Here is a 22,262-nt window from a genome sequence, read left to right as displayed (position 1 = left end):
CCGCTGAAAAGTATTCATCTCTCTCTGAGAGCAAGATGATTGAGGAGGCTTCTCTTCGATCGGGTATCCAAAAAGGTGCTCTCCAAGCCGCGTTCTCTGCTTGCGGCGACGTGATTAAGGCTTGGGCTACTGAGGGCCATTCGGTGCCGGTGCCGGGACTTGGCACAATGCGATTCGGTCTGAACGCAAAGAGTGTGGAGGACGTGAACATGGTGGCGTCGAGCCTCATCACCACCCGAAAGATTATCTTCGTGCCTTCTACTGACGTGAAGAAGGAACTGATGACCACCGCAGTGAGCATCACCTGCTACGACCGCAACGGAAAGGTGGTGAAGCGCGTGAACTCCAGTGACTCTGGCGTGATAGAGGACCCTGAGAATCCGAGTGGAGGTGAGGATGCCGGTGCCGGCGGAAGCGGTGGCGACGACCTCGGACAGTAAACTTTAAAAGGTAAAACCTTAAAGATTAAAAGGTAAACCTTAAAGAAGTGGTGATTCCCTATGAAGGGTATTTTTTAAACAAAGAGATAAAGAGGGGAAGAGTTTTTGTTGATGGAGTAGGTCGCAAGCGACAGAGGAAAAGAGGTTTTGCGCAGCTCTCTATAAGCTCTAAATGCCTTGGCATTCAACCTCTATCATTATACAAATACTCTTAAACTCTTAAACTCTTTGGTAAAATAAAGTGAACTTTAAAAAATTACGATTATGAGCACAACTAATAAAACGAATACTTGGAAGCTGATTCTTCAGCTCATCGTGTCAATCGCAACGGCAATAGCCACTACTCTCGGAGTGACAAGCTGCATGGGCGCCAATGTGTACTTCTAAACGGAAGTTGAAAAAATAACAAATATCGTGCATTCTCTATCAAAAATGTTACATTGTATCATTTTTGCCATGAAATGCACGATTTTTTATTGTTTCATATATGTTTTCACCGTACTTTTGCAGCGAAAACAATTTGAAACATCTAAATAACAAACAAAATGAAACAGTTTAAAAGATTAGCAGCAATGGCGCTACTATGTATGGTCACTACCATAATGTATGCGCAGACGATTGTAGCTACAGGACAGGTGGTCGACCAAACAGGAGAAACCATCATCGGAGCTACAGTCATGGAGAAAGGTACCACGAATGGTGCCATCACTGATTTCGATGGTAACTTCACTATCAATGTGAAGAAAGGTGCAACGCTCGTAGTGAGCTACATCGGCTTCAACAACCAAGAACTTCCCGCCGCACAGGGAATGAAAATCACACTGAAGGAAGATGCTCAGAGCCTACAGGAGGTGGTGGTGACAGGTTACACCACACAACGCAAGGCCGACCTTACCGGTTCGGTGGCTGTTGTGCAGACTAAAGACCTTAAGACTTCTTCCGACAGCGACCCGATGAGGGCATTGCAGGGAAAGGTGGCTGGTATGACCGTTACCACCGATGGTTCTCCTTCTGGAACTGGTACAGTGCGCATTCGTGGTATCGGTTCGTTCAACTCTTCACAGGACCCTCTCTTCGTTATCGACGGAGTGCCCACAACTGCCACTCTCAACTCTCTTAACATGAACGACATCGAGAGTATGCAGGTGTTGAAGGATGCCGCTTCGGCTTCTATCTATGGTTCGCGCGCTGCCAACGGTGTTATCATCATTACCACGCGCAAGGGTAAGAAGGGCGAAAAGGTGAAGATTGACTTCTCCGCAAACCTTACAGCACAGTTCTACACTTCGCAGTCGACAATGGACTTGTGTAATTCTGCAGAATATGCAACTGCAATGGCACAGGCAGCTTTGAACGATGGTCTTGACCCTGTGGCTTACGCAAGCAACTATGGTCTTAACCTCAAAGCTACACAAGGTATCGGCATCAAGGCGTACGACCCTAAGACTGGTCAGTATAATGAATACACCGTAAATGGTCTGTATGATGGATATATCAATTCCAAGAAGACCATGAGATTCAGCGACACCGACTGGCTCGACGCTATCTCCCGCACTGGTTTCTCACAGAGCTACGACTTGTCGATTTCCAACGCCACCGACAAGTATTCAGCCCTCATGTCGTTGGGTTACAAGAAAAACAATGGTATATTGAAATACACCGACTTTGAGAATTTCTCAGGACGTGTGAACACAAGCTATAATATCAACAAGCTTGTCACTATCGGTGAAAACCTTACCATCAGCTACACCAACCAGGTGAACAGCTTCCCGATGGAGAATGCACTCAAGATGGCTCCTACAGTGCCGGTTTATGAGGAAGACAACGCGACATTCGCAGGTCCTGTGGGTGGTATGAGCGACCGCCAGAACCCTCTGCGCGAACTCTATCACAACCGCGACAACAGACTGAAGGTATGGCGTGTGTTCGGAAATGCATATATCGACATCAAGCCTGTCGAAGGACTCGTGTTGCGTTCAAACTTCGGTATCGACTACGACCAGGGATTCATCCACTCTGTTAATTACACCTTCCACTCAGACGTTGTGAACAACTCAACTCCAAGCACCACTCTCAGTGAGGCAAACGACATGAAGTGGACATGGTCAAATACCGCCAACTACAACTTCACATTGTGGAATGACCATCATTTCGGTGTGCTCCTCGGTATGGAGATGCACCATCAGGGCCGTGATGAGTTCTCTTCTTATGCAGAAATGTTCGACCTTGAGACATATAAATATATGTGGCCAGACGCCGCTACAGGTACTGAGCGCGCAACTGGTATAGCCAGCGGCTACAACCTCGTGTCTTTCTTCGGCAAGGCCGACTACAACTGGAAAGACCTTATTCTTGCATCGTTCACCATACGTCGTGACGGTAGCTCACGCTTCGGACGCAACAACCGCTATGGTACATTCCCCGCAGCAACTCTCGGTTATCGCCTTTCGCAGAACCTGAAGAAAGACTGGCTCGACGACTTGAAGATTCGTCTCTCTTGGGGTGAAACCGGTAACCAGGCCATATCCAACAATGCACGCTATGGTCTTTATATAGCCGACTACGGCAACGACCGCGTCACTTCTACCGCCTACGACCTTTATCTTCAGGGCTCTGGTATCTTCCCTTCAGGCTTCCGTGCCATACAGACAGAGAATCCTAACTTGAAGTGGGAGACAACAATACAGTACAACGCCGGTGTTGACTTCGCCCTGTTCCGCAACGAACTCTACGGTACTGCCGACATCTATCTCAAGAAGGTTAAGGATATGCTTATCCAGCCAGCCTATCTCGCATCACTCGGTGAAGGTGGCGCATCATGGAGCAACGGTCCTTCACTGCAGAACTGGGGTATGGAATTCACCGTTGGTTATCGCCATACCACAGCTTACGGATTCGGTTATAACATCAGCGGAAACCTCGACTTCTTCCGTAACCGCGTGACTTACCTGCCCGAGACCACAACCGGTTCTTATGCTCACACCACCAAAGAGAACCTCGTAGAGGCAAAGGTGCCTTATGGTTCAATCGTAGGATATGTTGTTGACGGACTCTATCAGAACCGCGAGGAAGTGCTTGCATGCGGACAGGAGAACGCACGCGTCGGAGGTCTGAAGTATGCCGACCTCAATGGCGACGGACGTATCAATGCCGACGACCAGACTTGGATCTTCAATCCGGTGCCCAATTTCTCTTGGGGTCTGAATGTATCACTCAACTACAAGGATTTCGACCTCTCAATGTTCTTCCAGGGCATTTGCGGTGTTGACATCTACAATGGTCAGAAGTTCCAGACCGACTTCTACAGCATCACCGATGCAGGTAGCAACAAGGGTAACCGTATGCTCCAGGCATGGACACAGGACAACGCCGCCTCTTCCATCCCAGCCCTGACCACCAACAACACCGGTGACGAGGGTCGCGCCTCAACATATTTTGTTGAGCATGGTTCATGGCTGAAGTTGCGCTCGCTGCAGATTGGCTATAACATGCCGTCAAGCCTGCTTTCGAAAGTCAATATGACAAGCGCACGCTTCTATGTATCAGGACAAAACCTCTTCACACTCAAGTCTGATGGCTTCACAGTGTCCGACCCTGAGAATCCTAATTGGGCATATCCTCATGCCACATCAGTGTCATTCGGTCTTCAGCTTGGTTTCTAATCACATATTTAATATATTATAAGCAATGAAAAAGATATTCCAATATATACTTGTGGCAGTGTCATTATTCTCTGCCACATCATGCGACAGCTTCATCGAGGTTGAGCCAGAGGGTGTTATCGATGAGCAGCTCGCCATGGAGAATCCAGACAAGATGGTCACTGCAGCCTATGCAATGCTCGGTGACTGCTGGTACACCTATCCGTTCAACCTCTGGCCATACGGCGACGTGGCAAGTGACGACTGTCTCAAGGGCGGTTCGGGAACTACCGACACTGGCTATCATCCTATGGAGATATGGTCAACACTGACTTCCACTCCAGGTGAGTTTGACGAACTCTGGTATCGTCTTTATTGCGCCATCTCACGCTGCAACCGTGCACTCGTTTCCGTTGCTGAATACGGTGAAGGCACACTCGGTGCCGAGACAGCCAAGCAGCGCGACGCAGAGGTCCGTTTCCTCCGTGCCCACTTCTATTTCAAGCTTTTGACCATGTTCCGTCAGATTCCTTGGATCGACGAGGAAGTATATAAGAACAATGCACAGGAGCAGACCCGCAACGACGAGTTTACCTACGAGCAGCTCTTCCAGAAGATTATCGACGACTTCAAGGTGGCATACGACGTGCTTCCTGCAGAGCAGAAGGACGGTGGACGTGTCAACAAGATTGCCGCCGCAAGTTATCTCGCAAAGTGTTACCTCACTCTCGCTTGGGGTGACGGTTATGAGGCAACCAATGGTGTAAGCCACATCAACCAGGACTATATGAATAAGGTGGTGGAATATACCGACGTTGTAAAATCGTCAAAGTATGGTTATCTTGAGGACTTCGGCGACATCTTCCTGCCTGAGTACAAAAACTCCAAGGAGAGCATCTTTGCAGTGCAGTGCTCTGACTATAAGGATGACAACACCACCTTCGGACGTGCCAACTGGAGCAACATGCTCAACGGCTGCTGGGGCATCTGGTCTTGCGGATGGGACTTCCACAAGCCTTCGCAGAACCTCGTAAGCGCATTCAAGACAAAGGACGGTCTGCCTGACTTCGACAACTTCGACAAGACCATCGACTATCCTGTAAATGGTGTTCCTACAGCACAGAAGTGGGATCCGCGCCTCTTCCACACCGTTGGTATGCCTACATTCCCATACAAGTATGAGGAGTCTTACACCCTTACAAAGGATAACTCACGTACACCAAACACCTACGGCTACTACACCTCACTGAAGGAAGTGCCGCAGCGTTCAAAGGGTGAGACTTACAACAGCCCATGGCAGGCATTCGACATGAACGACTATGTCTTCCGCTATTCTGACGTGATGCTGATGCGTGCCGAGGCTCTTATCGAGACAGGCAAGCTCGAGGAAGCCCGCTCTATCATCAACGACATCCGCCAGCGTGCCAAGAACTCAGTGGCAAAGCACATACAATATGCTGCCGACCAGTGTGAAATCGCACTCTATCCCGACACATATTTCAAGGATAAGGAGACAGCACGCAAGTGTCTGCAGTGGGAGCGCCGCCTTGAGTTGGCAATGGAGAACGGCCGCTACTTCGACCTTCGCCGCTGGGGTATCGCCTCAAAGACCTTGAACGCATATTTCGAGACAGAGAAGAACGACGTTTACGACGGACAGACATACGCACAGTATCTGAAGGATGCCCACTACACTCCGGGCAAGAACGAGTTCTATCCCGTGCCTTACAACCAGTTGTATTATGTTCCGGGACTCTATTCTCAGAACAAAGGTTATTAATTCTACAAAAGAGCAATACTTATGAAAAAGTTATCGATAATATTAATGACACTTCTTGCATGTGTCATAACATCATGTCAGGACAACGACTTCGACCGCAGTGCGATGATTGTTGCTACACCTGACGCAGCAAACATTAACGGACAGCTTCAGGGCGACGACTATGTATGGTCGTGGCCCCAGCAGTCGGCCGACCTTTCGATGAACGTTACCGTTTATCGCAATGGTACGCTCTCCTCGTCTGAGACAGTAAGCGGCACAAGCTATGCCCACAAGAACATCCCGACCAATGAGTCATACGAATATGTATTCAAACTCACCGACGGCACAAACTTCTCTAAGGGCGTGGTGAAGACCTATACCCGCGAAGGAGCTACAAGTATTACGGGCATACAGATGCGCCAGGTGGACAAGGCTGGAGGCTACGACGCGGTAGTGGAATGGAATAAGCCTGCCGATGCCTCAAGCATCCAGTTTACCGCTACCAACGGCAAGCAGACAATATCTGAGACTCTCTCTGCCAACAACACCATGTACACCATTCAAAATGTGGTTACTGGCGACACATGGACAGTAACACTCGTGGCTGTGAATGAAAAAGGTACATCTCTCGCATCAACCGCCTCGCTGAGAATTGGTAAGACTGCCATCGGTTTCCTGAGTGTTTATGACACACCGGAGGAACTCGTTGAGAATGGTGATGACGACGAGGCTTCTGCATGGCTCTGGTTGCACGAGACCTATCCATCGGCACAGTTCCTGCCGTTCTCTTCCATCAAGTCGGCTGACGATGTTGAGCCTTTCCGCGTACTGTTCTGGTTGCGCGACCTTGAAGGCGAGGGCGAGGACGACGTATGGGCTATGCCTGAGGTGGTAAATGCTGCAACTCCTGTAATCACCGAATGGTACAAGAACGGCGGAAGCTTGCTGCTCTGGAGTCACGCCACTGTATATGCCGGCTATCTCGGACGAATCAACCTCGACGACATGAAGGGCAACGACCATGCTTTCGGATTTGGCATAGGTGGTATCAACAACGATGTTTGGAGCATGGCAGTACAGCTTCACCCAGGCAGCCGCTTCACCAAGGACCACTCCGGTCATCCCATCTACAAGGGTCTTGAGGTGACAAGCAACGACCGCACCAAGCTCATCGCCTTCAAGGGACCGGGTTGGACAGAAGACCACAACTGTCTCTACTTCAATCTCCCGTCGCTGCTTACCGGTATTGGCAATCAGGAGGAAGCTTGCTATACACAGCTCACGCAGACCTACGGCATCTACCCACTCGGAACATGGGATTCACAGATTGACTGGGTGTCTCAGATGAACGTATGGGAAGCCCAGCAGGGCAACACCGAATACAAGGGCACATTGCTCTGCATCGGTAACGGTGGTTGCGAGTTCTCGATGAAGAATGCTGATGGCACACCTGACAAGAGTGCTCATCCAAAGAACAACATCTATCAGGACAATGTCCTCACTTTGGCAAAGAACTCACTTGAATATCTAAAGACCAGATAATTTTATGAAGATACATAAAAGCATTATCATGTTGGTAGCCGCTGCAATGGCGGCTACCTTCACTGGTTGTTCTGAAGACGACATCAAGCAGGATTATAATCCAATCATTGATAATCCCCAAACGGAAGAGCCTGCTCCAGAAGTACCAGGAGAGGAAGTGGCCAGCAGCCGCAACGAGAAATATCGTCCGCAGATACATTTTACGCCTGCCAAAAACTGGATGAACGATCCCAACGGTATGATTTATGTGGATGGCACATACCATCTCTATTATCAGTATAACCCTCAGGGCAATGGTTGGGGCAACCTCAGCTGGGGACATGCCACTTCCACCGACATGCTTCATTGGGAAGAGCAGCCTGTAGCTCTCCAGCCAGATGCTCTTGGCATGATTTTCTCAGGTTCTGCCGTTTGTGACAAGGACAACACTGCGGGCTTCGGCGCCAATACCCTTGTTGCCATTTACACCTCTGCCGATGCTGCCCAGCAGCAGTCTATTGCCTACAGCAAGGATGGCGGAAAGACATTCACCACTTACGAAGGCAATCCTGTAATCAAGAACAACGACGACAACCTCCGCGACCCGAAGGTATTCTGGCATGCAGAGAGCAAGAAATGGATAATGTCGCTTGCCAAGGGCTGGAAGAAAGGTATGGAAATATGGAGTTCTCCAGACTTGAAGAACTGGACCAAGGAGAGTGAGTTCTTAGTAGAACTTACCGGACGTCCCAGCTTCCAGTGGGAATGTCCCGACCTCATTCCGTTTGACTATAATGGAAAGCGCAAGTGGGTGATGCTCGTCAGTGTTAATCCCTGCGGTCCTGTCATCGGTTCAGGAATGATGTATTTCGTCGGCGACTTCGACGGAAAGAAGTTCACACCCGACAATTTGGACTATCCGCTTTGGTTGGACTATGGTATGGACTTCTATGCAGGTGTTACTTGGAACAATACAGGTGACAGACATCTTCTGATCAGCTGGATGAACAACTGGCAATATGCCGACCGTGTGCCTTGCGACCCATGGAGATCGGCCATGTCGCTGCCTCGCGAACTGAAACTTGTGGAGCATAATGGCACTCCGCATCTTGCATGTCCTGTGATAAGCGAAATCAACGATATAGCCGATGAGTGGACTGCTGTGACATCTTCGTTTGACGCAAAAGATGCCTACCAGCTTCATCTCGAAATGGACCTTAGTGCCAACAGCACTATCACCTTGAGCAACGCGCAAGGCGAAAAGTATGCTATCGATGTAAATGTATCCACCCAGTCGCTTTCCGTACACAGAAATACTTCTACCGGTGTTGCATCATTTGCCCCGACATTCTCCATCCCGACTATGAATGCTCCGCTGAATGCCACAGGCAACAAGCTCACGCTTGACTTCTATGTAGACCAGTCGTCAGTTGAGTTGATTGCTTCCGACGGACTTACCTCAGTAACAAATCTCGTATTCCCACAGGCATTATATAACACACTTTCAGTTAGTGGTGCCAATTATGAGGCAAAAGTGAGAAACCTGCGTCGTGTTTGGAAATAAAAATGTATTCAAGATAGAAATAAAAAAGACAAATAATCGCAATAATGTTACATTGAACGAATTTTTTTATTATTTGTATCATATTTTAAAGCCTATAAGCCATAAAGTTGATAATTTTGCAGCAGATTTTTTGGTTCAGATAATTTTTTTAGGTTAGTACTTTTTATTAGGTTTTTAGTTAGTTAGGTTTTTAGTTAATTAGGTTTTTAGTTATTAAAGGTTGTTTGTTCAATGTGTATCGGCCTGAGGAGGTGAAGAGATTGTATTTAAAGGATAACATTAAAAAAATAGAGTAAACTAAAATTGAATAACGATATGAAAAAGAACAAAACAATCGCATGCCTCGCCGCTCTGTTCATGGCTCTTGGATGTAATGCACAGGTGGCTCCGAAAATTCTCGGCGACCGACATGCTATGCTAAGACTCGACAAGCAGAAAAAATTCTTGCTCCTGCCTGTTGAGGAAAAAGAGGAATACGCCCACATAAGGGTGGTGCGCAACAACCAGCTTGTAAAGACTCTGAATTGCAGACTGGCGGTTGACAAAGTTGACTATTTCGTGCCTTACGAGGTGGGAGAAGGCGAACTCTTCGACATCTCCTTTAATGGCAATACGCGAGCTACGGGAGCCATCAACGACTTTGCCTGCTGGAAGCGTATGAGCTATTCCGACTCTTTCGACACAAAGAATGTAGAGAAACATCGTCCTGTCTATCATCACACACCACAGTATGGATGGATGAACGATCCCAACGGTATGTTCTATAAGGATGGTGTATGGCATCTCTGCTATCAATTCAACCCCTACGGTTCACAATGGGAGAACATGACATGGGGACACTCCACATCCACCGACCTCGTGCATTGGAAAGCAGAACCCACGGCAATAACGCCCGATGCGCTCGGAACCATCTTCAGTGGATGCTGCGTGGTTGACAAAAACAATACCGCTAGCTTCGGCAACAATGCCATAGTGGCTTTCTATACTTCTGCCGGAGCAAGACAGACGCAGTCGATGGCTTACAGCACCGACGGCGGCAAGACATTCACTAAATACGAAAACAACCCCGTTATCACATCTAATGTGCCCGACTTCCGCGACCCACACGTCTTCTGGAACGCTGAAGCTGGATTCTGGAACATGATTCTTGCTGCTGGCCAGCAGATGAGCATCTACTCGTCAAAAGACCTGAAGGAATGGAAGCACGAGAGTGATTTTGGTGCTGAGTATGGCAACCATGGTGGTGTTTGGGAATGCCCTGACCTTATGAAGATGAAAGTGGCTGGCACCGACAAGGAAAAGTGGATGCTTATCTGCAACATCAACCCTGGTGGACCTTTCGGCGGTTCTGCTACACAATATTTTATAGGTGAGTTTGACGGACATAAGTTCACTTGCGAGGACGAGCCTTCTGAGACCAAGTGGATGGACTACGGTAAAGACCACTATGCAACCATTACTTTCGACAACGCTCCCGAAGGACGCCGTGTCGGTATAGCATGGATGAGCAACTGGCAGTATGCCAACCAAGTGCCTACAAAGCAGTTCCGCTCTGCCAACTCAATTGCACGCGACTTTGGCTTGTTTGAATATAATGGCGAAACCTATTGCAGCGTCTCTCCAGTCAAGGAGATGGATGCAGTGCGCGGTCAGCGCATCAGCTCACCGTCGGAGACATGTGAGATAGTTGTACAGCTCAAGGGTGACGCCCAACTCACATTGCGCAACAGTAAGGGAGAAAAAGTGGTTATCACCTACGATGCTGTTGAACAAACCATCGACTTCGACCGCCGTCGCAGTGGCGACGTTTCGTTCAGCGAAGCCTTCCCATGCATAGTAACCTCTCCTACCTACGGACAGGCAAAAACCCTGCGTATCTTCGTCGACCGCTGCAGCATTGAAATGTTTGAAGGCGACGGAAAGATGTCGATGACCAATCTTGTGTTCCCATCCGAGCCATACAACAAGCTCATCGTGAAGGGTAAGGCAAAGGCTACAATCTACAAACTCAAAATCTGATAATCATGAGCAAAACAAATAAAATGGCTATAGTTCCCGTGATGCTATGCTTCTTCGCCATGGGATTCGTCGATTTGGTCGGCATTGCCTCTAACTATGTAAAAGAAGATTTACAACTGAGCGACTCAACAGCTAACGTATTGCCGTCTCTGGTATTTTTCTGGTTCCTCATCTTCTCCGTACCTACGGGAATGCTGATGAACAAGATCGGACGCAAGAATACCGTTCTCGTCTCGCTTGTAGTGACCGTAGTGTCGCTTCTGATGCCACTCTTCGGCGAGTCGTTCCCTCTGATGCTCGTGTCGTTTTCTTTGCTTGGCATAGGCAACGCACTGATGCAGACCTCTCTGAATCCCTTGGTATCGTCGGTGATTAAGGGCGGCAATCTCGCTTCCACACTCACCTTTGGACAGTTTGTAAAGGCAATAGCCTCGTTTATGGCTCCATATATCGCCATGTGGGGTGCGATGGCAACAATGCCCACCTTCGGTCTCGGTTGGAGAGTGCTATTCCCCGTATATATGATAATAGGTATTCTGGCAAGCATATTCCTGCTCTCCACCCCTATTGAGGAAGAACCTGCAGACAATGCATCTTCGGTTCTCGACTGTGTGAAACTGCTCTCTCGCCCTGTTATCCTGCTGTCGTTCCTCGGTATTATGTGCCATGTAGGCATCGATGTCGGTACCAACACCACCGCACCGAAGATACTCATGGAACGTCACGAGATGACACTCAACGATGCTGCCTTCGCCACATCACTCTATTTCATCTTCCGTACCATAGGCTGCCTCACAGGTTCATTCTTCCTTCGTGTCATAAGCAACCGCCTGTTCTTTGTCATCAGTGTTGTGATGATGGCACTTGCAATGCTAGGACTCGGTTTTGGCACATCCAAGACAATACTCTATGTTTCCATCGCCCTCGTAGGTTATGGCAACTCCAACATCTTCTCGCTTGTGTTCACCCAGGCACTTCTCTCCGACAAGTCGCGTCAGAATGAAATCAGTGGACTCATGATTATGGGACTTTTCGGTGGAACCATCTTCCCGTTGTTCATGGGAATAGCCAGCGATGCAATTGGACAAGCAGGTGCTGTGGCTGTGATGGCACTCGGTGTTATTTACCTCTTCACTTATATCTCGCGCATTAAAACTTCAAAATAACAAATATATGGACAATAAAATAATAGTGGGCCTCGGCGAGGCTCTTTGGGATTGCCTCCCAGAAGGCAGAAAGATTGGTGGTGCGCCAGCCAACTTCGCCTATCACGCTTCACAGTTTGGCTTTGATTCTTATGCAGTGAGTGCAGTGGGCAACGATGCCCTTGGCGATGAGACAATAGAGGCATTGAAAGCTAATGGTTTGAAACTCGAGATGCCTCGTGTGGATTTCCCAACGGGTCAGGTGCAGGTTAGTCTCGACGAGGAAGGTATTGCCACCTACGACATCAAGGAGGGTTCGGCATGGGACAACATCCCGTTCACTCCCGAGATTGAGGCATTGGCAAAGAAGTGTCGTGCCGTTTGCTTCGGCTCTCTTGCCCAGCGCAACAAGGTGTCGCGCGAAACCATCTACCGCTTCCTCGATGCCGCTCCCAAGGACTGCATGCGCATCTTCGACATCAACCTGCGTCAGAATTTCTACTCCAAGGAGATAATTCAGGAGTCGCTGAAGCGCGCCAACGTACTGAAAATCAACGACGAGGAACTGGTGCTCATCGGTCGTATGTTTGGCTATCCAGGCATGGATTTCGAAAACAAGTGCTGGCTCATCCTCGGCAAGTACGACCTCGACATGCTCGTGCTCACATGTGGTGTCAACGGCAGCTATGTGTTCTCCAAGGGTGCCATGTCTTATCTTGAGACCCCGAAAGTGGAGGTGGCAGACACTGTAGGTGCCGGCGACTCGTTCACTGGTTCGTTCGTAGCCTCAATCCTCAATGGCAAACCGATTGCCGAGGCACATCGTATAGGCGTAAACGTCAGCGCCTATGTCTGCACCCAAAACGGTGCCATGCCAGTGATTCCTGAGGAACTGAAGAAATAACAACAATAATCGCTCATATAGACAAAGCCGGTCGTAATGCATTTACGACCGGCTTTGTTCTTATATCCATCCTATCTCGTTGAAGAAGAATAGACTGCAAGGCTGTCTGCTTTCACCCTTGTCTGCAACCAGTCGTGCAGCCTCTTTGTGTCTTCGGGAGTCATACGCTTTCTGCCGTCGAGAGAAATGATGGCTGCCACGAAACGACGAGTGGCGGAAGTGTCGCGGTTGGCCTCAACCACACGCGAAAGGCTGATGGTCTTCACCTGAGGGAAAAGGGCTTTCATCTCACTGCTCACGTCAGACGACATGGTTTCAAGACGTGTGTAGTCGGAGAGACGACTGTTGAGGTCGGTAATCTGTGCCGACATCTCCATGATTTTCTTTTTCTCGTCTTCCCTGCTGTTGTTTATCTGCGAAAGCCTGTAGTTGAGCCTGAGCACGCTGTCTGACTGCTCTCCCTGTATGATGTTGAGCGAGTATTGTGCCAGTCCGTATTGCTCCATTCGCCTTTCAGCCTCCTTCTTTGTAGAGTCCTTTATCTCGCGTCCCACAGCCACAATGTTCAGCACCGATTTGTTTTTGTCCACTTCGCTTGATATAATCTGCGTGCCGTTTTGCGATAGTTCTACCTTTAGGAAGCGGTTGACATTGTTGTCGAAAATGCTGCGGCGCACTATGCCTACGGTCATCAGTGCTGCAGGTATCATGGTCACGATGGCAATGCCCATAACCATTCTCTGCGCCTTCTTTGCCAGTCCCGGCGTCTTGAACTCCTTTCGTTCAAAGTGCATGAGGCGAACGCCTACGTATGTGGCGAGACTGATGAACACGGTGTTGATGAAGAAGAGGTAGAAAGCGCCAAGGAAATAGAAGAAATGTCCTGTGGCAAGACCGAAGCCTGCCGTACAAAGCGGAGGCATGAGGGCTGTGGCTATGGCTACGCCCGGAATGACGTTTCCCTTGCCCTTGGTGCAGAGGGCAAGAATGCCGGCGGCACCGCCAAAGGTGGCTATGAGCACGTCGTAGATGGTGGGCGAGGTGCGGGCAAGCAGTTCTGACTGGGCTTCGCCAAGCGGTGTGATAAGGAAGTAGACCATGGCTGTGAGCACACTGATGAGCGTGGCTACACCAAAGTTTTTGGCTGCACGGCGAAGAAGGTCGAGATCGTTGATGCCCATGGCAAGTCCCATGCCAATGATTGGCCCCATGAGAGGCGATATGAGCATTGCGCCGATGATGACGGCCGTGGAGTTGACGTTCAGTCCGAGCGAGGCGGTGAAGATGGCAAAGATGAGCACCCAGAGGTTGGCTCCCCTGAAACTGATGCCGCTGGTAATCTGACTGATTATCTCTTGTTCGTCTTCCTTGTCGGGCATAATGTTGAAATGAGCCCGTATTTTGCTAATAATATTATTGTTTCCCATATTTGAATATTTTGTGCAAAAATAGGCAATTTAATTCATATCATGTCCTTAGATTACATTAAATAATGTGAATTATTCACGATTTACAAAAGAAACGCTTAATTTTGCACGTTCAAAGTAACAGATTATGAGCTTAACTCAATTTATAAGAAAAGTATTCGTGCCTCGTCAAGTGGAACTTGAAAGGCATTACACCCAAGGCGAGCAACTGCAGCGCGACGTGCTGAAAAGCCTCATCAAGCGTGGCTCTGACACTGAATATGGCCGTAACCATGCTTTTTCTACTGCCAAGGGATATGAGGATTTCTCTCATAACGTGCCTGTCAACACCTATGAGGAACTCAAGGGCGACATCGACCGAATGAGGCATGGTGAACGTGACATACTGTGGCCGGGAAAGGTGAAATGGTATGCAAAGTCGTCGGGCACCACCAACGACAAAAGCAAGTTTATTCCTGTGAGCGAGGACGGACTGCACAACATTCACTATAACGGAGGTACCGACGCTGTGGCTTTCTACCTGCGCAACTACCCCAAGAGCAGACTCTTCGACGGACGTGCCCTGATACTCGGCGGTAGCCATTCTCCTAACTATAACATCCACGGAAGCCTCGTGGGTGACCTCAGCGCCATCCTCATAGAGAACATCAACCCTCTGGCTAACTTGGTAAGGGTGCCTAAGAAACAGACTGCCCTGCTATCTGACTTTGAGGTGAAACGTGACAGGATCGCTCATGAGACACTGAAGAAAAACGTGACCAACCTCAGCGGTGTGCCTTCTTGGATGCTGTCGGTGTTGAGCCGAGTGATGGAACTCTCGGGAAAAAGTCATTTGGAGGAGGTGTGGCCAAACATCGAGGTGTTCTTCCACGGTGGAGTGGCGTTTACTCCTTATAGAAAACAATACGAGCAACTCATCACCAAGCCCGACATGCACTATATGGAAACATACAATGCCAGCGAGGGTTTCTTCGGACTGCAGGACGACCCTGCCGACAAGTCTATGCTGCTGATGCTCGACTACGACGTGTTCTACGAGTTCATACCTATGGACGAGTTCGGAAGCGAAAAGCCTACCGTGGTGCCTCTCTGGGGAGTGGAGACCGGACGCAACTATGCCATGCTCATATCCACCTCGTGCGGACTATGGAGATATGTCATAGGCGACACAGTGAAATTCACGTCTACAAACCCTTACAAATTTGTAATCACCGGACGCACAAAGCATTTTATCAACGCTTTCGGCGAGGAACTCATTGTTGACAACGCGGAAAAAGGTCTGGCTTACGCTTGCCGGATGACTGGAGCTCAGGTGCTGGAATATACTGCAGCGCCGGTGTTTATGGACTCCAAGGGAAAATGCCGCCACCAGTGGTTGATAGAATTCTCAAAGGAACCGGAAGACCTCAGCCGCTTTGCCGACCTCTTCGACAAAAATATGCAGGAGATAAACAGCGACTACGAGGCTAAACGACATAAGGACATCACTCTACAGCCCCTGGAAATAGTAGTAGCTCGACACAACCTCTTCAACGACTGGCTGAAAATGAAAGGCAAACTGGGCGGACAGCACAAGGTGCCACGACTGAGCAACAGCCGGGACATCATCGACCAGCTGCTGGGAATGAACAAGGAAAATTAAAAAATTAAAAAATTAAAAGATTAAAGAATTAAAAGATTAAAAGATTAAAGAGGGTGGAATGAAGAAAGAGAAATGGTTTTTTGTTACCCTTTTGCTGACAATGATTGTGTCGTGTGCAAGAATGGGACAGCCTGACGGTGGATGGTTTGACGACACTCCGCCACGTGTGGTATCGACCAATCCGGTAGAAAAGGGAACAAAAGTTAAGTCGAAGAAAGTGACTATCACTTTCGACGAATTCATAAAACTGGAGGATGCCAGCAATAAGGTGGTCGTGTCGCCACCACAGATAGAACCTGCTGACATCAAAAGCTCGGGAAAGAACATTATCGTGGAACTGAATGACTCACTGAAGGACAACACCACATATACCATCGACTTCTCCGACGCCATAAGCGACAACAACGAGGGAAACCCCATGGGCAACTATACCTACAGCTTCTCCACAGGCGAAAGGATAGACACATTTGAGGTTTCGGGCAACGTGCTCGACGCCAGCAACCTCGAACCCGTGAAAGGCATTCTCGTGGGACTCTACGACGACCTCTCCGACACGGTGTTCGCACGTAAACCTTTCATAAGGGTGTCGCGCACCGACAGCCGCGGACGATTCGTGATAAAAGGTGTCGCACCGGGCACTTACAGGGTATACGCACTACAGGATGCCGACGGCGACTATATCTACAGCCAGAAAAGCGAGATGATAGCATTCAACCACGAAACCTTCGAACCTTACGCCAAACCTGACGTAAGACAAGACACCGTGTGGCGAGACACATTGCGCATCGACTCCATCGCACGCGTAAATTACACTCACTTCTATCCCGACAACATTGTGCTGAGGGCTTTCGCCGTGAAACAAACAGACCGGTATCTCGTGAAAAGCGACAGAAGCGAACCCGACCGGCTGAACTTCTTCTTCAGCTACGGCAACGACTCGCTGCCAAAGATAAAAGGTCTTAACTTCAACTCCGACAGCGCCTTCGTGGTAGAGTCAACACTGAAAAAAGACACCGTGACCTACTGGATAAAAGACACGACATTAGTAAACTGCGACTCGCTCACGATAGAAGCGAAATACCTCATGACAGACTCTACAGGAACACTCGTGATGCAGACCGACACGCTGGAGATGATACCCAAAATGTCGTATGAGAAACGAATGAAACAAAAGATGAAAGACATAGAGAAATGGCAGAAAGAGCAGGACAAAAAGAAGAAAAGGGGTGAAAGCTACGACTCCATCATGGCACCTAAACCGCTTGAACTGCAAATTACAGGCAACGGAAAAATCACACCTGAGCAAAATGTCTTCTTCACCATGCCTACACCATTGGCAACATGCGACACGGCAAAGATTCATCTCTACTCAAAAATCGACACTCTTTGGTATAACGCAAGGTTTGAATGGCAACAGATTGAGGGAAACATCAGGAAATATATGCTCAGGGCTGAATGGAGACCTGACGTGGAATATAGCCTCGAACTCGACTCCGCTGCCTTCATCGACATCTACGGACTGGCTTCGGCTCCAAGAAAGGAAGGTATAAAGGTGAGCTCCAACGACGAGTTCGGATCGCTGATTGTCAACGTGAGCGGCTTAAATGCCGACAGCGCGACTGTAATAGTGCAACTGCTCAGCTCAAGCGACGCGGTGAAGAAAGAAGCCGTAGTCGTCGACGGGGCGGCGGAATTCTACTATCTCAAGGCAGAGAAACTATACCTTAGGGCGTTTGTTGACAGAAACGGCAACGGAATATGGGACACCGGCGACTACTATGCCGACCTGCAGCCCGAAGAGATGTACTATTACCCAAAAGTGGTGGAGACAAAAGAAAAATGGGACATCACCATCGGATGGGACGTCAACGCCACTCCATTGACAAGACAAAAGCCCGACGCCATAAAGAAGCAAAAGTCGGAAAAGGAAAAGAAACTGCAAAACAGAAATGCGGAAAGGGCTAACAAGTTGGGCATTGACTACAAAAAGGTGTTGAACAAACATAAATTATAACGACATGGCACACTTCTTTAGAAAAATACTGCTGGCTATGGTACTGGCAACGGCTGCAATGACGGCAAACGCACAATGCGGCATAGAGAACAAGGCTTTCAAGTCGGGTGAATACCTGTCATACGACCTGTACTTCAACTGGAAATTCGTATGGGTGAAGGTGGGATCGGCATCTATGAGCACAGTGCAGTCACGCTACAAGGGACAGACTGCATGGAGAAGCAGCCTCACCACACGCAGCAACAGCAAGCTCGACAAGGTGTTCACCCTCAGAGACACTCTGCTCTCTTACACCACGCAAGACCTCGCCCCACTCTACTTCAGAAAGGGAGCAAGGGAAGGCGACAGATACTATGTTGACGAAATATGGTACAGCTACCCGAAAAACACATGCCACCTGAAGCAGCACAGAATAGAAAACAGCGGCGAGCACGTATGGAAAGAGTCGAAATACAAAGACTGCATCTACGACATGATGAGCATCTTCCTAAGGGCCAGAAACTTCGACGCCTCGAAGATGAAGGTAGGAGAAAACATCCCAATGCCCATCAGCGACGCCAAGCGATTGTCAAACTCCTGGCTGAAATATCAGGGAAAGGAAACATTCGAAATGGAAGAGTCGAAACAGAAGTTCAGATGTCTCGTATTCTCGTTCATCGAAAGGGAAGACGGTAAAAACCACGAACTAATAAGATTCTACGTCACCGACGATGCCAACCACATACCGGTGAGACTCGACATGTTCCTAAGCTTCGGCTCGGCAAAGGCCTTCCTGAAAGGATACAAGGGAGTGAGAAACAAAATGACGTCGATTGTCAAATAAGACAACGGACATATATGAACAAAGCTTTCGTCATTGCAATAGTCGTGTCTCTTCTATTCACGTCATGCAACTATATCGACCCAGAAAACGAAAGCACTAAAACTATTGCCGTCTCTGTGGTATGTAACGACGAAAACATACCAAAGGGATGGCATTTTGACTTATTTGACGAAAACGGATATCTCGACACAAGCTATACAACTGAAGACCAGAGGGTTGAAATATACGATACATACACTACAATATTGATATACAACGACACTAAAACCACAAAAGTATACTACACAGAAAACAACGTCATGGCAACAGCCACAACAGACAGGCTCAACGAACAGGCTTATATCGGACGACATCCCATCGTATACATGCCCGACAAGCTCTACTCCACCCTACTGGTGACCAAAGGAAACGAGGTAGAAACGGCAGAAGTGAAACCTTTGGTGTTTACATACAATATCGACATAAGCCTCAACGACAACAACAACATAAAAGACTGCACAGAAGCGTCGATAGAAGGAGTGGCGCGGTCGGTAGACATCATAAGCGGAACACGATCAGACAGCACAGCCGCAATGTATTTCCACGTAGAATACACCAACGACAAGCACATAACCGGTCATTTCAATACCTTTGGACTTCCCCTCGGAAAACAACCAACTGCAACAATCAGACTAAGACTACTGAACAAAGACAACATTGCAACATACCTCACAATAGACCCTACCGACGACATGCTGAAACATCAGAAAGGCACCACCATTTCGCGCACTGTCGACGCCCAGTCGGCACAACCTGTCAACCCGACAGACAATGGCAACATAGACATAGAACCAAGCAACACCGAATTCATTCATGTGAAGATATGATGAGATGGTTGAGGCAATAGGGATGTCGCTACAACTCTACACTCGACATCTTTCAAGGTTAAACCATTGATTATTAAACGTATCTACAAGTCAGGCGATTTGGTTACTTGCAAGTTATTGTCAACGATGTACTTTTACTACCGTTTTCTTTGGGCATGGTGGCTGATATGATAGCCTTTCCTGCTTTTCTTCCACTGCGCACAACGATAATGGCTTTTCCCTTGTATGTTGTCACATTAGGAGAAGTTTTCGGTTCAAGGTCTTTCAGATTGGCACTTGCCGCAGCAAGCAATGAAGCCTGTCCTTTTACACTGACAGTGACAGGAATGTCAGCATCAGCTACAATATTCCCGTCCTTATCCACAACATCAACATAGATGAAGGCAAGGTCTTGACCGTTGGCACTGATAATCTTGCGGTCGGGGGTCAAGCGGATGGCGGCTGGCTCTCCACTGGTGCGAAGTGTGCTTTCAGCCATCTCCTTACCATTGGCATCCACTGACACTGCTTTTAGGATGCCAGGCTGATAAGGCAGTTTAATCACAGCCTTGTATTGAGTGTCAATGTTTACATCCCTTTCAGCAATGAGCTTGTCATTAAGATAGAGTCTTACTTTGGGAGCCTTGGTGTAGATTTCAGCTTCGATGTCTTTTCCTTCCCATCCACGCCAGTTCCACGACTCCCATGTAGGCCATACCGACCACATCGTTTCCGTCACATGTCCATTAACATAGTAATCTGGTTCACGAACAGCCAGATAGACATCAGCAGCACCTTCTTCCACGTTCCACAACATGTCACGATAATGAGAAATCGGTTTGCGCCATCCAGTCAGATCTACATCACCACAATATGCACCATGATAAGGGAAATGCTCCGCTTGCCAATGTTCATCCCTGGGTTCATTCTCGTAATGCCAAAGGCCTATGGCAGACTCCCCTAAATAGTCAAGGCCCGTCCATACCATATCGCCTATGATATATGGACGCTCAACGGTGTGCTTCCAGTTGGCAAAAGCATCGCGAGGATAGCTTTCTGTCTGCCACATCACACGCTCAGGGCAACGCTCATGGTCGCTTTCTGCCTTGTGCATCATATAGTTGTAGCCCACGATGTCGAGCACGGCAGCATGAGGGTCATAGATTTCCCAGTCGCTGTCCCATGCACATAAGGCTTCGGTCACGGGACGTGTGTTGTCGAGTGATGTTATGACATTCTTGAATTTGCCGGCTGTATGAATCACACGAATATCCTTGCGCTCAATCACCTCATTTCCAATGCTGTATGATATGATGCAAGGATGGTTGCGGTCGCGAAGCACCATGGCGGTGATGTCTTCGGTATAGCATGAGTCGATAGATATATGGTAATCATAAGGATTCTTCTCCGAATACCATCCGTCGAATGATTCATCCACCACCATCATGCCCAAACTGTCACAGGCATCGAGCATGGCACGAGTCTGGGGGTTGTGAGATGTGCGTATGAGATTGAATCCAGCCTCCTTCATCAGTCTAACCTTGCGTATCTCGGCAGCATCAAATGCCATAGCTCCCAACACTCCATTGTCGTGATGCACGCATGCGCCATTGATAAGTGTCGGCTGGCCGTTGAGCAAAAATCCTTTTTTTGCGTCATAACTGAAGGTGCGCACACCGTGCTTCACCGTCAACTCACCTACCTTGATGTCATATAGCTTGGGACTGTCGGGCGACCATAGCTCTACATTGCGTAGCATGCGTGTCTCGTCCAATTGGTTGTCATAAGTAACTCGCACTGCTGCTGAGTCGGCATGTGTTCCGTCGGCTGAAATGCCAAAAATCCTCTCTGTGCGTATAAAAAGCTTCTGTGGATCGTCCATCTTGTTCTTGTCGTATGTCTCAAGCCATACGTGGCGATATATTCCCGAACCGCTATACCACCGGCAGTTTGGTTGACGTGAATTATCCACCATTACTGCAATAGTATTCATCCCCTTGCAGATATACGGAGTGATATTTACCTTGAATGGGGTATATCCATAGAAGTGATTGCCCGCCTGTCTGCCGTTGACATACACCTTGCAATCCTGATATACTCCCTCAAAGTGAAGCCACATGGTTTCACCTTCATTCACATTTAGTTCCGAATCCTTCACATGCTTTCGATACCATCCTTTTCCTGCGGGAAAATATCCTCCTCCTTTGCCAGTTGGGGCATTGGCTACTGGACTGTGACTGATGTCCCAATCATGTGGTAGGTCGATACTTTTCCACTTGGAGTCGTCAAGCGAAACTGATTGTCCGTCTGTTATTTCCTGATTTGTGAATTTCCAACCGAAATCAAAACACTTTACTTTACTCTGGGCATGCACGTAAGCGGCAAACGTCCCTAACAGACATATGACAAATATTGTTTTCTTCATATTTTCTTTATTGTAATTAATTAGGATAGGCAAAATTTATGCGAATAACATTGCAAATATACTTATTTGATTTATAAATTCGAAATATGA

At 48.3% G+C, this 22,262-nt stretch carries 15 protein-coding genes; 13 read left to right on the top strand and 2 right to left on the bottom strand.

Annotated features, from left to right (window positions below):
* The 9 genes from CIK98_RS18295 to CIK98_RS12985 all read left to right on the top strand — a co-directional run.
* On the top strand, nucleotides 1-440 hold a 440-nt coding region (locus CIK98_RS18295; RefSeq protein ID WP_172409945.1), incomplete at its 5' end, for a DNA-binding protein.
* A 264-nt stretch (nucleotides 441-704) separates the two neighbouring features.
* Nucleotides 705-827, top strand: coding sequence for a smalltalk protein (locus CIK98_RS18290; protein ID WP_172409944.1), 123 nt, complete (start codon nucleotides 705-707; stop codon nucleotides 825-827).
* Between the two features lie 158 nt (nucleotides 828-985).
* Nucleotides 986-4,102, top strand: coding sequence for a TonB-dependent receptor (locus tag CIK98_RS13015; protein WP_094384894.1), 3,117 nt, complete (start codon nucleotides 986-988; stop codon nucleotides 4,100-4,102).
* A gap of 25 nt (nucleotides 4,103-4,127) precedes the next feature.
* Nucleotides 4,128-5,861, top strand: coding sequence for a RagB/SusD family nutrient uptake outer membrane protein (locus CIK98_RS13010; RefSeq protein WP_094384892.1), 1,734 nt, complete (start codon nucleotides 4,128-4,130; stop codon nucleotides 5,859-5,861).
* Nucleotides 5,862-5,882: 21 nt separating this feature from the next.
* Nucleotides 5,883-7,385, top strand: coding sequence for a DUF4960 domain-containing protein (locus tag CIK98_RS13005; protein WP_094384890.1), 1,503 nt, complete (start codon nucleotides 5,883-5,885; stop codon nucleotides 7,383-7,385).
* A gap of 4 nt (nucleotides 7,386-7,389) precedes the next feature.
* Entirely contained in the window at nucleotides 7,390-8,928 is a 1,539-nt protein-coding gene (locus CIK98_RS13000; protein ID WP_094384888.1) for a glycoside hydrolase family 32 protein, read from the top strand.
* Between the two features lie 315 nt (nucleotides 8,929-9,243).
* A complete protein-coding gene (locus CIK98_RS12995) occupies nucleotides 9,244-10,947 on the top strand; it encodes a DUF4980 domain-containing protein (protein ID WP_094384886.1) in 1,704 nt (567 codons plus the stop codon).
* Nucleotides 10,948-10,952: 5 nt separating this feature from the next.
* Complete coding sequence (locus tag CIK98_RS12990) at nucleotides 10,953-12,113, top strand: MFS transporter (RefSeq protein ID WP_094384884.1); 1,161 nt, start codon at nucleotides 10,953-10,955, stop codon at nucleotides 12,111-12,113.
* Nucleotides 12,114-12,120: 7 nt separating this feature from the next.
* The gene (locus CIK98_RS12985; protein WP_094384882.1) at nucleotides 12,121-12,996 is read left to right on the top strand and encodes a carbohydrate kinase; all 876 of its coding nucleotides are present in this window, start codon (nucleotides 12,121-12,123) and stop codon (nucleotides 12,994-12,996) included.
* Nucleotides 12,997-13,067: 71 nt separating this feature from the next.
* On the opposite strand, the gene CIK98_RS12980 is transcribed toward CIK98_RS12985, so the two are convergent.
* Nucleotides 13,068-14,375 carry a DUF389 domain-containing protein gene (locus CIK98_RS12980; RefSeq protein WP_253249732.1) on the bottom strand — a complete coding sequence of 436 codons (1,308 nt, stop codon included), beginning with the start codon at nucleotides 14,373-14,375 and terminating at the stop codon, nucleotides 13,068-13,070.
* Between the two features lie 175 nt (nucleotides 14,376-14,550).
* Between CIK98_RS12980 and CIK98_RS12975 the strand changes: the two genes are divergently transcribed.
* Genes CIK98_RS12975 through CIK98_RS12960 form a run of 4 tightly spaced genes read left to right on the top strand, consistent with a single transcriptional unit; the run spans nucleotide 14,551 to nucleotide 19,768 of the window.
* Nucleotides 14,551-16,065 (top strand): GH3 auxin-responsive promoter family protein, encoded by a 1,515-nt coding sequence (locus CIK98_RS12975; protein WP_094384878.1) that lies wholly within the window; start codon nucleotides 14,551-14,553, stop codon nucleotides 16,063-16,065.
* Between the two features lie 58 nt (nucleotides 16,066-16,123).
* A complete protein-coding gene (locus tag CIK98_RS12970) occupies nucleotides 16,124-18,079 on the top strand; it encodes an Ig-like domain-containing protein (protein ID WP_094384876.1) in 1,956 nt (651 codons plus the stop codon).
* 4 nt (nucleotides 18,080-18,083) lie between these two features.
* On the top strand, nucleotides 18,084-18,902 hold the full coding sequence (locus CIK98_RS12965; RefSeq protein ID WP_094384874.1) for a DUF3108 domain-containing protein: 819 nt from the start codon (nucleotides 18,084-18,086) through the stop codon (nucleotides 18,900-18,902).
* A 14-nt stretch (nucleotides 18,903-18,916) separates the two neighbouring features.
* Entirely contained in the window at nucleotides 18,917-19,768 is an 852-nt protein-coding gene (locus tag CIK98_RS12960; protein WP_094384872.1) for a DUF5119 domain-containing protein, read from the top strand.
* A 103-nt stretch (nucleotides 19,769-19,871) separates the two neighbouring features.
* On the opposite strand, the gene CIK98_RS12955 is transcribed toward CIK98_RS12960, so the two are convergent.
* Complete coding sequence (locus CIK98_RS12955; protein ID WP_094384870.1) at nucleotides 19,872-22,172, bottom strand: glycoside hydrolase family 2 TIM barrel-domain containing protein; 2,301 nt, start codon at nucleotides 22,170-22,172, stop codon at nucleotides 19,872-19,874.
* Nucleotides 22,173-22,262 lie beyond the last annotated feature (90 nt).

This window comes from Prevotella sp. P2-180, from assembly GCF_002251435.1.
Classification (GTDB): domain Bacteria; phylum Bacteroidota; class Bacteroidia; order Bacteroidales; family Bacteroidaceae; genus Prevotella.
This window is presented reverse-complemented; position numbering and strand designations above follow the sequence as displayed.